A 13,297-nucleotide genomic window follows, 5' to 3' on the forward strand; every position below is an offset into this window, starting at 1 on the left:
TCGAGGCGGGAGAGCGGCGTCACCGCGAGTGCCGTGGCCGCGGGCAATGCAGCCGAGAGCGGACGACGTCAGCAGGGGCCCCAGGCGCCGCGCGCGTGTGCCTGAGCCTGCTGCTGGGCCTTCCGGTAGGCCTTGACCCGCTTGAACTTCTTGCCCTTGTGGAAGTAGAGGCTGACCCAGCCCTTCTTGAGCATCAGCTTGCCGATGTCCTTCCCGCCCTTGTCGATGTAGCGAAACAGCCGACCGTCGATGATCTTGTCGGGCTGCGACGGATCCGACGTCAGCACGATCTTGGCGCCCTTCGGGAGCAACGAGCTGAGAGTCGCCTTGGACTCGGCCACGCCGCAATGGCCCGCCTTGAAGGGGGCGGCGAACCCCATCACCTCGACCAGGGGCCGTCGACCCGAGGGAAGCCGCACTCTCACGGTGTCGCCGTCGATGACCTTCACGACTCTCACCGCCTGTCGAACGGTCTTGCCCGCGCCGCCGCTGCCGCCACTGCCGGTGCTGTGGCCACTGCCCCCACTCGCACCACCCGTGGAACTGGAGCAAGGGCACGGGTTCGAGTCGCAGGCAATGCCGTCGCCGTCGCGGTCGAGCCCGTCAGGGTCACTGTTGGGTCCGCCGTGGTTGACGAAGTAGTTCTGGGCTGCTGCTTGGTTGGGGAAGTCGTCGCAGTTCATGTCCTTCGCCGCTGCTGCGGCGGTCGAAGCTTGCGCGGTTGCGAGAGTGAGTGCGGTGCCGGCGATGCTCAGCGCGAACGTCGCGAAGAGAGCCGTGATCGAGCGGTACATGAGCGCGAGGCTAGGAGGCGGCCTCCGACCGAGGTGGCGGTTTCGAGTTCGTTTGTTGTTCGGATGACAAGTTCCGAGCGAACTGTCTGCGGCAATGCGAGAAGTGCTCCTCGACCGCGGTGCTCGGGGCCGAGGCGCGGTTGGCACGCGCTGAGAAGTTGACCGCGCAAACAACGGTGGCAACCGGGGTCGTGGGCGAACAGTTGGTCGCGGCAGCGTCTCGCTGACCGTTTGAGGTGTTGGCGGGCGAGATCCACACGCACGGTTCGAGCGTGAAGCTGCACCTGCCGGACTGAGTTTCGGGCGTCGGGAGCGTTCGGCTCGAGAACGACGAAGGCCCCGGTTTGATAACCGGGGCCTTCGCTTCGATCCGAATCTGAGTTTGGATACATGTCCTACATGTGACTCAGATGTCGTAGTACAGCTCGAACTCGTGAGGGTGCGGCCGCAGCTGCACGGGAGCGATCTCGTGCTCGCGCTTGTAGGACACCCACGTCTCGATGAGGTCGGGGGTGAACACATTGCCGACGGTGAGGAAGTCGTGGTCGGCCTCGAGCTCGTCGAGCACGGCGCCGAGCGAGGTCGGCACCTGGGCGATCTCGGCCATCTCGTCCGGCGGGAGCTCGTAGATGTCCTTGTCGACCGGGGCGGGCGGCTCGGTCTTGTTCTGGATGCCGTCGAGGCCGGCGAGCATCAGGGCCGAGAAGGCGAGGTAGGGGTTCGCCGACGGGTCGGGGAAGCGGGCCTCGACGCGCTTGGCCTTGGGGTTGCTGCCGGTGATCGGGATCCGGATCGACGCGGAGCGGTTGCGCGAGGAGTAGACCAGCGAGATCGGGGCCTCGTAGCCGGGGACCAGGCGGTGGAAGGAGTTCACCGTCGGGTTGGTGAAGGCGAGCAGCGCCGGGGCGTGCTCGAGGATGCCACCGATGTACCAGCGGGCCATGTCGGAGAGGCCGCCGTAGCCGGTCTCGTCATAGAAGAGCGGCGAGCCGTCCTTCCACAGCGAGGAGTGCACGTGCATGCCCGAGCCGTTGTCGCCGAAGATCGGCTTCGGCATGAAGGTGACGGACTTGCCCTGCTCCCAGGCGGTGTTCTTGATGAGGTACTTGAACTTCATCACGTCGTCCGCGGCCTTGAGCAGCGTGTCGAAGCGGTAGTTGATCTCCGCCTGGCCGGCAGTGCCGACCTCGTGGTGGGCGCGCTCGACCTGGAGGCCGCAGGTCTCGAGGTTCTTGACCATGTCGGCGCGCAGGTCGCTGTAGTGGTCGTACGGCTCGACGGGGAAGTAGCCACCCTTGAGGCGGGTCTTGTAGCCGCGGTTGGTGTCGTCGGCCTTGCCGGAGTTCCACCAGCCCTCGACGGAGTCGATGTGGTAGTAACCCTCGTTGACGCCGGTGGAGTAGCGGACGTTGTCGAAGATGTAGAACTCGGCCTCGGGCGCGAAGAACGCGGTGTCCGCGATGCCGGTGCTGCTGAGGTACGCCAGCGCCTTCTTCGCGATATTGCGCGGGTCGCGGGAGTACGCCTCGCCCGTGATCGGGTCGTGGATGAAGAAGTTCACGTTCAGCGTCTTCGACCGGCGGAAGGGGTCGATGTACGCCGTGGTCGGGTCGGGGAAGAGCGACATGTCCGACTCGTTGATCGCCTGGAAGCCACGGATCGAGGAGCCGTCGAAGCCCAGTCCGTCGTCGAAGACGGACTGGTCGAAGGACGAGGCCGGCACGGTGAAGTGCTGCATGACACCGGGCAGGTCGCAGAAGCGGACGTCGATCATCTCGACGCCCTCGTCCTTGATGTACTTGAGCAGCTCTTCGCTGTTGTTGAACATTCGTTCCTCCTCGGCACGTCTCCTACGGACGTGCCCTCAGGCGTTACCCGACGGGGGTGTGGTCGGTCGCGGCAGACGGTCCGCGCCTGTGCGGAGCGCCGCTGACAGCAACTTACCGGTCGCGCAGTTTCCCACCCATGACCGCTTTGTTTCCGGAATGTAACAAGATGCCCCACGCGGGGTGACGGTCGTCCGAACGACGGTCCCGCCTAGGCTGGGACGCGTGCCACGTGTCGCTGATGTGAACATTCCCTCGGTCCCCACCGCCTCCTGGGGACGCCGCATCCTGGCGCTGTTGGTCGACTGGACCCTGTGCACCCTGGTGGTCATCGTGGCGTTCGGCCTCGACGACTACACCGAGCCCGGCTCGACCGCCTCGTTCCTGGTCCTGCCGGTGTACGTCGTCGAGTCGGCCCTGCTCACCTGGCTGGCCGGCGGCTCCGCGGGCAAGCTGCTGACGGGCCTGTGCGTCGTGCCGGCCGACGGTCACCTGCGTCGTCTCAACCCGTTCAAGGCGCTGCTGCGGCAGGTGATGATCGCGCTGGTCATCCCGCCGCTCGTGTTCCGTGCCGACGGCCGAGGTCTGCACGACATCCTCGCGGGCACGTCGACCATCACCTTCGCGACGCTGCGCACCCTGGTGAAGTAGAGGTCGGGCCAGCCCCAGGAGGCTCGCCCGTACCCCGCGGTGGCTCAGCGGCCGCGGAGGTTGCCGCGCATGCCCTTCATCGAGGTGGGCACCGGGCCGCGGGGGAGCGGCACCTTCGGGCGCTGGGCGTCGAGGGCGCGCAGCCGCTGGCGGATCTCGGTGATCTCGGCCGGCTTGACCTGGCGGCCGAGCTTCTGGACGTGGCGGACGAGCTTGTTGAGCGGGACCTGCCCCTCCTCGCTGCCGACCAGGATGTCGTGCACCGGGTAGTCGCCCGCGACCCGCTCGTGCTTCTTGTGCTCGCTGAGCATCAGCGCCTTCAGCCGGCCGGGGTTGCCCTCGCCGACGAGGACGATGCCCGGAGGGCCGACCACGCGGTGGACCATGTCCTGCTGCTTGGTGAAACCGACGACCTCCTCGATGACCCAGCCGCGGCGCAGCATGGTCAGCGCGCGGGCGGCGGCGCCGAGCTGGCCGTCGAGCCGGGCGAACGCCGCCTTCTGGGCGCGGCGGCCGAAGACGATCATCAGCGCGAGCAGGCCGATGAGGAAGGTCGAGATGCCGGCGAGGATCCAGCTGAAGACCGAGTTGTTGTGGGGCAGGACCAGGCGGAACAGCGCCAGGCCGAGACCGCCGAAGACCAGGAAGGAGCCGAGCATCCACCAGCGGATCGCCGGGTCGACCTCCCGAGACATCTTGTAGGTCTCGATGATCTGCCGGCGGCGGCTCAGCGTGGACGGATCGACAGGCGTGTTCGACATGGGGTGCTGCGGTCTCCTCAGGCGGAACGGCGGACGTCAGGCGGTCGCTTCGGCGCGCGCGTCCCGCGCGGCCATCGCCTGACGATACAGACGTCCGGCCCGGTACGACGAACGGACGAGCGGTCCGGACAGGACGCCGCTGAACCCGATCTCCTCGGCCTCGGCGGCGAGCTCGACGAACTCCTCGGGCTTGACCCAGCGCTCGACGGGGTGGTGCCGGACCGAGGGCCGCAGGTACTGGGTGATCGTGACGAGCTCGCAGCCCGCGTCGTGCAGGTCACGCAGCGCCTGGGAGACCTCCTCGCGGGTCTCGCCCATGCCGAGGATCAGGTTCGACTTGGTGACCAGCCCGAAGGCGCGGGCCTGGGTGAGGACGTCGAGGGAGCGCTCGTAGCGGAACGCCGGGCGGATACGCTTGAAGATCCGCGGGACCGTCTCGACGTTGTGGGCCAGGACCTCGGGACGCGACTCGAACACCTCGGTGAGGAGGTCGGGGACGCCGTTGAAGTCGGGGATCAGGTTCTCGACGCCCGTATCGGGGTTGAGGTCGTGGATGGCACGCACCGTCTCGGCGTACAGCCAGGCGCCGCCGTCGGGGAGGTCGTCGCGCGCGACGCCGGTGATCGTGGCGTACTTGAGCCCCATCGTCTGCACCGACTCCGCGACCCGGCGCGGCTCGTCGCGATCCAGCGGCTGCGGCTTGCCGGTGTCGATCTGGCAGAAGTCGCAGCGCCGGGTGCACTGGTCGCCACCGATGAGGAAGGTGGCCTCCTTGTCCTCCCAGCACTCGAAGATGTTGGGACAGCCGGCCTCCTGGCAGACCGTGTGGAGCCCCTCGGACTTCACCAGCTTCTGCAGGGCGGTGTACTCCGGGCCCATCTTCGCCTTGGTCTTGATCCACGACGGCTTGCGCTCGATCGGGGTCTCCGCGTTGCGGACCTCCAGGCGCAGGAGCTTGCGCCCCTCGGGTGCTGAACTCACTGCGTCAGCCTACTCCGCGGGCGGGATATCCCAGCACCGGGACCGCCGCCTTGGCCGGGTCCGGACGCGGCTCGTAGTCGGGGGTGGGGACGTAGGGCCCCCACGCGAGCAGGTCGGCCAGGTGCCGGCGTACGGCGTCCAGGACCTCGCGCACGGGTACGTCGCGTCCCAGCTCGGCGCTCAGTGAGGTGACGCCCGCGTCGGAGATGCCGCAGGGCACGAACCTGTCGTACCAGCTCAGGTCGACGTCGCAGTTGAGCGCGAAGCCGTGCATCGCGACGCCGTTGCGCACTCTGATGCCGATCGCCGCGATCTTCCGTTCGCCGCCCCGCTCGTCCGCCTTGAGCCACACGCCGGTGCGGCCCGGGATCCGGGCCGTGGTGACGCCGAACTCGGCGCACACCGCGATGATCGCCTCCTCGAGACGGCGGACGTAGTCGACGACCTTGACGTGGTCGGCCAGCCGGACGATCGGGTAGCCGACCAGTTGGCCGGGGCCGTGGAAGGTGATCTTGCCGCCGCGGTCGACCTCGATGACCGGGGCGCCGCCGGGGTCGGCGGGACGCTCGTGCGCCTCGGTGCGGCGGCTGGCCGTGAAGACGGGCGGGTGCTCGACGAGGAGGACGGTGTCGGTCAGCTCGCCGGCGACGACCTGCGCGTGCAACGCGCGCTGCAGATCCCACGCCGTGACGTAGTCGATGAAGTCGGGCCCGAGTCCGTCCTCGCGGAAGGTCAGCGTCACGTCGTCGAGCCTACTCCGGCGCCTGTGGATGACCGGATGCGCCTGTCGGAGGTCCGGGACAGGATCGGAGCATGCAGATCTCGGCCGCACGCACCGCCCTCGCCGGGACCGCCGCCGTCCTCGTGACGATCGCCGTGGTGGTCGCCGGCGTGCTGCTGCGGCCCGGGCGGTCGGCCCCCGCCGCGCCGCCACCGGAGGGGCCGGTCGTCGTCCTCGGTCCCGCGGCCGGTCGGGTCGGCGCCGCGCGTGCGGTGGGTGCGCTGGCCGTGCTCCGCGACTGGGACCGCGCGCGGTCACGGGCCTGGGCGCGGGGCGATCCGGCCGCGCTGCGGCGGCTCTACGTCGCCGGCTCGTCGGCAGGCGCCCGCGACGTGGCGATGCTGCGTGCCTGGCTGCGTCGGGGGCTGCGGGTGGAGCGCCTGGAGATGCAGGTCCTCGCGGTGGAGCTGCGGCGGCGGACGGACCGGCGGGTCGTGCTGGTGGTCACCGACCGACTGGCCGACGGGGCCGCGATCCGGGCCGGCCCAGGGGAGCCGACGGCGCTGCCCCGCGACGGGCCGACGACGCGGCGTCTCGTGCTCGTCCACGCCGGGGCGCGATGGCTGCTCGCGTCGGCTCAGCCGGCCGAGCCGCGGAGTCCGGTGGCGAGCACGGCGTCCACGTCGGCGTCGGCGAAGCGATAGCCGAGGTCGAGCAGCGCGGCCGGCCGGAGGTTGAGCGAGCCCAGCACCTCGTCGGCCATCGGGCCGGCGGCGAGCCGGATCGCGGCGGCCGGCGCGGGCAGCAGGGCCGGGCGGTGGACCAGCCGGGCCAGCGCGCGGGTGAACTCGGCATTGGTCGGCGTGACCGGCGCGCACAGGTTGACCGGTCCCGCCGCGGTCGGGTGCTCGACGAGGTGGGTCGCGGCGCCGACCCAGTCACGCAGCGAGATCACGGGGTAGTGCTGCCGACCGCTGCCGAGCCGCCCGCCCAGACCGGCGAGGAACTGCAGGCGCTGCTGCCGCAGCGGCGGGTTGCTCCGGTCCTGGACCGGCGCGGTGCGCAGCAGCACGACTCGGGCGCCTGCCTCGGTCGCGGGGTGCGCGGCCGCCTCCCACTCCCGGCACACCCGGGTGAGGAGAGCGTGGCCGCGGGTGTCGGAGGCCTCGGTGAGCTCGGCGGGGCCGTGGTCGCCGTACCAACTGACGCCGGAGGCGTTGATCAGGGCCGGCGGTGAGGGTGCGTCGACGATGGTGCCGGCGAGCAGGCTGGTGGTGGCGCGCCGGCTGGTGAGGACGTCGTGCGCCCACTTCTTCGAGTGGGGGTTGCCGATCAGGGGCGCGCCCGCGAGGTTGACGACGACGTCGGCGGACCGGACCAGCCCGACGTCGACCACACCGCCCTGCGGGTCCCAGCGGGACTCGCCCCGCTCCGGGGCGCGCCGGACCAGGCAGGTGACCTCGTGGCCCCGGCCGCGCAGCTCGGTGACGAGCCGGCGGCCGAGGAAGCCGGACGAGCCGGCGACCACGACGTGCACGGGTGGCCTCAGACCTCGAACTGACCGGCCTCGAGGCGCTTCTTCAGGTCGCGCAGGAAGCGGCCGGCGTCGGCGCCGTCGACGACCCGGTGGTCGTAGGTGAGCGCGAAGTAGACCATGTGGCGCACCGCGATGGTCTCGCCGAGGTCGTCGTCGTCGATCACCACGGGACGCTTGACCACGGCACCGGGGCCGAGGATGGCGACCTGCGGCTGGTTGATGATCGGGGTGTCCCACAGCGCGCCGAAGCTGCCCAGGTTGGTGATGGTGAAGGTGCCGCCGGAGAGCTCGTCGGGACCGATCTTGTTGGTCCGGGTCCGCTCCGCGACGTCGGCGATCTTCTTGGCCAGCCCGGAGATCGACAGGTCGCCGGCGTCCTTGACGACCGGAGTGAGCAGGCCCTTCTCGGTGTCGACGGCGAAGGCGACGTTCTCGCGGTCGTAGTAGGTGATCTCGCCCTTCTCGAGGTCGAGGTTGGCGTTGAGCGACGGGTGCTGCTTGAGGGTGTCGATCGCGGCCTTGGTGAAGAAGGGGAGGAAGGTCAGCTTGACGCCCTCGCGTGCCTGGAACTCCGCCTTCACGCTCTCGCGCAGCCGCGCAATATTGGTGACGTCGATCTCCACCACCTGGGTGAGCTGCGCCGAGACGTGCAGCGACTCGACCATCCGCTGGGCGATGATCTTGCGCAGCCGGCTGACCTTGACCGTCTGGCCGCGCAGCGGCGACGGAGTCGCCGAGGCGGCGGGGCTGGCGGCCGGGGTGGCAGCAGCGGTGGGCGCGGCCGTCGCCTTCGGTGCGGCGGCGTCGAGGACGTCCTGCTTGCGGATCCGGCCGCCGACACCGGAGCCGGTGACCTGGCCGAGGTCGACGCCGTGCTGGGCGGCGAGCTTGCGGACCAGCGGGGTGACGTAGCCGGGGCCGTCGGTGGCCTCGGCGGCAGGCGCGGGTGCGGCGGGGGCAGGCGCGGGTGCGGCGGGAGCCGGCGCGGGTGCGGCAGGGGCCGGCGCGGGTGCGGCAGGGGCCGGCGCGGGTGCGGCGGGAGCCGGCTCGGGTGCGGCAGGGGCCGGCTCGGGTGCGGCGGGGGCCGGCGCGGGTGCGGCAGGGGCCGGCTCGGACGCGGCGGGTTCTGCGGGTGCGGCGGCGGGCTCGCCCGAACCGATGATGGCGAGCTCGGCCCCGACCTCGACGGTCTCGTCCTCGGCGGCCTTGATCTCGAGCAGCGTCCCGGCGACGGGCGAGGGGATCTCGGTGTCGACCTTGTCGGTGGACACCTCGAGCAGCGGCTCGTCGACGGCGACGGCGTCACCGACCTGCTTGAGCCAGCGGGTGACGGTGCCCTCGGTGACCGACTCGCCCAGGGCGGGCAGCGTGACGGCGGTGCCGTCGGCGGCACCGGCCGGAGCTGCCGGCGCGGCGGACGCGGGCGCCTCCTCGGCCGGCGCGGGAGCCGGCTCGGGCGCGGCCGGTGCGGGCTCGGCGGCTGCGGGAGCGGGTTCCGGCTCGGCCGGAGCCTCGGCGGCCGGAGCGGCCTCGGCGGCGGGGGCGGTCTCGCCGGCCTCACCGACGACGGCCAGTACGGCGCCGACCTCGACCGTGTCGTCCTCGTTCGCGCGGATCTCGACCAGCGTGCCGGCGACGGGGGACGGGATCTCCGTGTCCACCTTGTCGGTGCTGACCTCGAGCAGGGGCTCGTCGATCGCGATCTGGTCGCCGACCTGCTTGAGCCAGCGGGTGACGGTGCCTTCGGTGACGGACTCACCGAGCGCGGGGAGAGTGACTTCGGTCGCCATGGTGCTCATCCTTGCACCTTCGACAACGCAACAGGCAACGGGCCACCCACGGTTCGGGCACACTGGAACCATGGGTTTGTTCGACCGGTTCCGCGGCGGCTCCAAGCTACGGATGAGTAACCCGGCCAAGGATGGAGCACGCACCGGATCGACCCGGGTGCGCGCCTCCGACCGTGCCGACGAGGAGCATCTGCGCACCTGGGTCCAGGAGCGGCGCGGTGTCGAGGGCTTCGTCGAGCCGCGCACGGCGGTCAGTGAGATCACCCTGCTCCTGGTGGCACACGACGGCGAGTGGACCCGCCGCCGGGTCCCGTCGATCAACTGGGCCCACGACTTCTGCAACCGTCACCAGGTCCCGTCGTACGACGCCGCCGTGGTGGGCGTGCCCCAACGGATGCGCGACTACAACTCTCGGGTCAGGCAGGCGCAGAAGGAGCGGGACCGACAGCGGCGCGAGCCCTGAGGTACTCCAGCAGCGTGGCCACGCCGTAGCCCGTCGCCCCGCTCGTGAGGTGACCCGACGGGCCGCCCTTGTTGAAGGTCGGTCCGGCGATGTCGAGGTGCGCCCACGGCAGGCCCCCGGTGAACTCGCGCAGGAAGGCGGCCGCGAACAGCCCGCCACCCCAGCGGATGCCGTCGTACTGGGCGAGGTCGGCGACGGTCGAGCTGTGGATCCGGTCGTCCATGTACTCGGGGATCGGCATCGGCCAGGCGTCCTCGCCGGCGGTGGCGCCGGCGGCGATGACCTGGGCGACCACGTCGTCATCGCCCAGCACGCCGGCGAGCTTGTCACCCAGCGCCAGCACCATGTGCCCGGTGAGCGTCGCGATGTCCACGATCGTGTCGGGCTTCGCCTCGACGGCGCGGCCGAGCGCGTCGGCGAGGACCAGGCGGCCCTCGGCGTCGGTGTTGGTGACCTCGACGGTGGTGCCGTCGTAGGTCCGCAGCACGTCGCCGGGGCGCATCGCGGCCTCGCCGACCATGTTCTCGGCGAGTGCGGCGAACGCCGAGACCCGGACGGGGAGGCCGAGCCGGGCCGCGGCGAGGGTGGCCTGGACGACGGCCGCGGCGCCGGCCATGTCCTCCTTCATGGTGGCCATGCTCGCGGCGGGCTTGATCCACAATCCGCCGGAGTCGAAGGTGATGCCCTTGCCGACGAGGGCGACGTGGGCGACCGCGCCCTTCGGCGCGTAGCTGAGCTCGACCAGGCGCGGGGGAGCCGCCGAGCCGGCGCCGACCCCGAGCAGGCCGCCGCAGCCGAGCTCGGCCAGGCGGGTCTCGTCGATCAGGTCGGCCTTCACCTTCGCGCGGCCCTTGGCGAGACCCTTGTTGGTCTCCTTCACCGCCGCGGCGATGGCGTCGGCGAAGGCGGGGGGCGTCAGGTCGCCGGGCGGCGTGTTCACCCAGTCCCGCGCGCCGACGACCGCGTCGACCAGCACCTGGGCCGGCTCGACGGCGGCGGCCACCTCGGCGCGGCGCGCGGCCGGCGTGAGGACCACGACCTCCGCGGGCGTCGTCGGCGTCGCCGGCTTGCTCTTGTAGGAGGTGAAGGCGTAGCCGCCCAGCCGGTAGCCCTCGACCACGGCGCGCACCAGCTCCGGCGTGTCGGCCGGCAGGGCCAGCGCGACCGAGGCCGCATTGGTCACGGCGCGCGCGGCGTTGCCCGCGGCGCGGCGCACCGCGGCGGCGTCGGGGTCGGCGCCCAGGCCGACGAGGACGAGGAGCGGAGAGTTGATCGTGCCGCCGGTCGGGATCTTCGCCACCTCGCCCGGCGCGCCCTTGGCACCGACCGTCGCGAGCAGGCCGGACAGCTTGCGTCCGTACGCCGCCACGACGTCCTCGGCACCCGACGCCAGCACGCCGTCCGGCAGCACCCCCACGACCACCGCCTCGGCGCGGGTCTTGGCAGGGCTGGCCGTACGGAGCGCGAAAGTCGTCACGCCTGGCAGGATATCGAGGCGGCCCGGCGATAGATTGCCCCACATGGCGGACGCGACCCCCCAGCAGTCACCCCAGCAGTCACCCCTGCACGACCGGCACGAGGCGCTCGGTGCCAAGTTCTCGGAGTTCGGCGGCTGGCTGATGCCCCTCGAGTACCCCACCGGCGTGGTCAAGGAGCACGCCGCGGTCCGGGAGGCGGTCGGTCTCTTCGACGTCAGCCACCTCGGCAAGCTCGTCGTCCGCGGGCCCGGTGCGGTGGAGTTCCTCAACGCGACGCTCACCAACGACCTGCACCGGATCGGTCCCGGCAAGGCGCAGTACAGCCTGGTCGTCGACGACACGACGGGCGGCATCGTCGACGACGTCTTCACCTACTACCGCGACGACGACCACGTGCTCGTCGTACCGAACGCCAGCAACAACGACGAGGTACGCCGCCGCCTGGCCGCGGCCGCACCGGAGGGTGTCGAGGTGCTCGACCACCACCGCGACTACGCCGTCCTCGCGATCCAGGGCACGAGGTCCGACGAGGTCGTCGCCGGGGTCGGCCTGCCGGTCGGGCACGACTACCTCACCTTCGTCGAGGCGCCCTTCGAGGGCGCGCAGGTCGTCGTGTGCCGCACCGGCTACACCGGTGAGCGCGGCTACGAGCTGATCGCCCCGTCGGAGGTCGCGCCCGCCCTGTGGGACGCACTGATGGCGGCCGGCGAGGCGCACGGCCTGGTCCCGGCCGGCCTCGGTGCCCGCGACACGCTGCGCACCGAGATGGGCTACCCGCTCCACGGCCAGGACATCTCACCGGACATCACGCCCAACGAGGCCCGCCTCGGCTGGGCGGTCGGCTGGAAGAAGCCCGCCTTCTGGGGCCGCGACCGGCTGCTCGCCGAGCGGGAGGAGGGTCCGCGCCGCAAGCTCGTCGGGATCGTCTCGACCGGCCGCGCGATCCCGCGCCCGCACATGAGCGTCCGGCTGCTGCGCGACGTCCCCCTGGGCGAGGTCACCTCCGGCACCTTCTCGCCGACGATGCGCAAGGGCATCGGCCTCGCCCTGGTCTCGACCGTGGTCGACGACGGGGCCGAGGTGATGGTCGACGTCCGCGGCCGACCCGAGGTCTTCCAGATCACCAAGCCGCCGTTCGTCCAGCCGTCCGTCAGGGAGAGTTGAGCCATGACCCTGCCCGAGCAGCCCGCTCCCTACCGTCCGTCGGCCCCGGCCGAGAACCCCTGGCACTGGCGTCTCGAGGACGCCTCGGGTGCCGAGGTGACCCTCACCGGCGCCGACGCCCAGGAGTACGCCGACCAGGCGTTCCCCAACCAGGGCGACGCCGAGTCCTGGATCGGTGAGACCTGGGCGGCCCTCGCCGAGCTCGGCGTCACCCACGTGACGCTCTTCGAGGTCGACCGCGAGGTCTACGGCCCGATGTCACTCTCGGCCTGATGGACCTGGCGACGACTGTGCCGCCCACCCGGGACTTCCGTCAGGTCGACGTGTTCACCGCCGAGCCCCTGCTCGGCAACCCCCTCGCGGTGGTCCACGACGCCGACGGGATGAGCGAGGAGGAGATGCAGCGCTTCGCGCGCTGGACCAACCTCAGCGAGACCACCTTCCTGCTCGCACCGACGGACCCCGCGGCCGACTACCGGGTGCGCATCTTCACGACCGAGGAGGAGCTGCCCTTCGCCGGGCACCCGACCCTCGGGTCGGCGCACGCCTGGCTGGAGGCCGGCGGCGCGCCGGCGGGGGAGGGTGTGGTGCAGGAGTGCGGCGTCGGGCTGGTCCGGCTGCGCCGCGACGACGACCGACTGGCGTTCGCGGCGCCCGACCTGATCCGCGCGGGTCCGGTCGACGACGAGCTGGCCGCGCGGATCGCGACCGGCCTGCGCATCGACCGCTCGGCGATCGTCGACCTCGCCTGGGCCGACAACGGGCCCGGCTGGGTCGCCGTCCGCCTGGCCAGCGCCGACGCGGTGCTCGCGCTGAGGCCCTCGCTCCCGGACCTGCCCGGCAAGGTCGGCGTCGTCGGCCCCTACCCGGACGGTGCGGAGTGCGCCGTCGAGGTCCGCGCGTTCGTGACCGACGAGGCCGCCGGCACCGAGGACCCGGTCACCGGCTCGCTCAACGCCTCGCTCGCGCAGTGGCTCGCGGGCGGCGTGCTGCCGGCGTCGTACGTCGCCGCGCAGGGGACCGTCCTCGGCCGGCGAGGGCGGGTCCACGTCGACACCGCCGCTAACGGCACGATCTGGGTCGGCGGGGACACCCGGACCACGATCCGCGGGACGGTCGCGCTGTGACCGG

At 71.6% G+C, this 13,297-nt stretch carries 14 protein-coding genes; 6 read left to right on the plus strand and 8 right to left on the minus strand.

Annotation, left to right across the window (positions count from 1 at the left end; translation table 11 throughout):
- Positions 1-68 precede the first annotated feature (68 nt).
- Positions 69-794, minus strand: coding sequence for an excalibur calcium-binding domain-containing protein (locus tag QJ852_12395; protein ID WGX99219.1), 726 nt, complete (start codon positions 792-794; stop codon positions 69-71).
- 406 nt (positions 795-1,200) lie between these two features.
- Positions 1,201-2,622: a type I glutamate--ammonia ligase gene (gene glnA, locus QJ852_12400; protein WGX99220.1), complete on the minus strand. Its 1,422-nt coding sequence runs from the start codon at positions 2,620-2,622 to the stop codon at positions 1,201-1,203.
- Positions 2,623-2,845: 223 nt separating this feature from the next.
- Between glnA and QJ852_12405 the strand changes: the two genes are divergently transcribed.
- Positions 2,846-3,271, plus strand: a complete 426-nt coding sequence (locus QJ852_12405) for an RDD family protein (protein WGX99221.1) — start codon at positions 2,846-2,848, stop codon at positions 3,269-3,271.
- Positions 3,272-3,315: 44 nt separating this feature from the next.
- On the opposite strand, the gene QJ852_12410 is transcribed toward QJ852_12405, so the two are convergent.
- The 3 genes from QJ852_12410 to lipB are packed head-to-tail and all read right to left on the minus strand — an operon-like array spanning position 3,316 to position 5,755.
- Positions 3,316-4,032: a DUF4191 domain-containing protein gene (locus tag QJ852_12410; protein WGX99222.1), complete on the minus strand. Its 717-nt coding sequence runs from the start codon at positions 4,030-4,032 to the stop codon at positions 3,316-3,318.
- Between the two features lie 36 nt (positions 4,033-4,068).
- Positions 4,069-5,013 carry a lipoyl synthase gene (gene lipA / locus QJ852_12415; GenBank protein WGX99223.1) on the minus strand — a complete coding sequence of 315 codons (945 nt, stop codon included), beginning with the start codon at positions 5,011-5,013 and terminating at the stop codon, positions 4,069-4,071.
- 4 nt (positions 5,014-5,017) lie between these two features.
- A complete protein-coding gene (gene lipB / locus QJ852_12420) occupies positions 5,018-5,755 on the minus strand; it encodes a lipoyl(octanoyl) transferase LipB (protein WGX99224.1) in 738 nt (245 codons plus the stop codon).
- A 71-nt stretch (positions 5,756-5,826) separates the two neighbouring features.
- Here lipB and QJ852_12425 point away from each other — a divergent pair, with 71 nt between their 5' ends.
- Complete coding sequence (locus QJ852_12425; protein ID WGX99225.1) at positions 5,827-6,438, plus strand: hypothetical protein; 612 nt, start codon at positions 5,827-5,829, stop codon at positions 6,436-6,438.
- Here the strand turns inward: QJ852_12425 and QJ852_12430 are convergent.
- Both QJ852_12430 and sucB read right to left on the minus strand, forming a co-directional pair.
- Entirely contained in the window at positions 6,372-7,271 is a 900-nt protein-coding gene (locus QJ852_12430) for a TIGR01777 family oxidoreductase (protein ID WGX99226.1), read from the minus strand. The genes QJ852_12425 and QJ852_12430 overlap by 67 nt on opposite strands.
- Positions 7,272-7,279: 8 nt before the next feature.
- Complete coding sequence (sucB, locus tag QJ852_12435) at positions 7,280-9,061, minus strand: 2-oxoglutarate dehydrogenase, E2 component, dihydrolipoamide succinyltransferase (GenBank protein WGX99227.1); 1,782 nt, start codon at positions 9,059-9,061, stop codon at positions 7,280-7,282.
- A 112-nt stretch (positions 9,062-9,173) separates the two neighbouring features.
- Here sucB and QJ852_12440 point away from each other — a divergent pair, with 112 nt between their 5' ends.
- Complete coding sequence (locus tag QJ852_12440; GenBank protein WGX99228.1) at positions 9,174-9,524, plus strand: hypothetical protein; 351 nt, start codon at positions 9,174-9,176, stop codon at positions 9,522-9,524.
- On the opposite strand, the gene QJ852_12445 is transcribed toward QJ852_12440, so the two are convergent.
- Complete coding sequence (locus tag QJ852_12445; protein WGX99229.1) at positions 9,478-11,046, minus strand: leucyl aminopeptidase; 1,569 nt, start codon at positions 11,044-11,046, stop codon at positions 9,478-9,480. The two genes, QJ852_12440 and QJ852_12445, sit on opposite strands and share 47 nt — an antisense overlap.
- On the opposite strand from QJ852_12445, the gene gcvT reads away from it, so the two are divergent.
- From gcvT to QJ852_12460, 3 genes are read left to right on the plus strand one after another with little or no spacing between them, the layout of a single operon-like run.
- Positions 11,045-12,166, plus strand: coding sequence for a glycine cleavage system aminomethyltransferase GcvT (gene gcvT / locus QJ852_12450; protein WGX99230.1), 1,122 nt, complete (start codon positions 11,045-11,047; stop codon positions 12,164-12,166). The two genes, QJ852_12445 and gcvT, sit on opposite strands and share 2 nt — an antisense overlap.
- A 3-nt stretch (positions 12,167-12,169) precedes the next feature.
- Positions 12,170-12,439 (plus strand): hypothetical protein, encoded by a 270-nt coding sequence (locus QJ852_12455; protein WGX99231.1) that lies wholly within the window; start codon positions 12,170-12,172, stop codon positions 12,437-12,439.
- Positions 12,439-13,293, plus strand: coding sequence for a PhzF family phenazine biosynthesis protein (locus QJ852_12460; protein WGX99232.1), 855 nt, complete (start codon positions 12,439-12,441; stop codon positions 13,291-13,293). The genes QJ852_12455 and QJ852_12460 overlap by 1 nt, the downstream gene beginning before the upstream one ends.
- Positions 13,294-13,297: the final 4 nt, after the last annotated feature.

It is taken from the genome of Nocardioides sp. L-11A (genome assembly GCA_029961745.1).
Lineage (GTDB): Bacteria > Actinomycetota > Actinomycetes > Propionibacteriales > Nocardioidaceae > Nocardioides.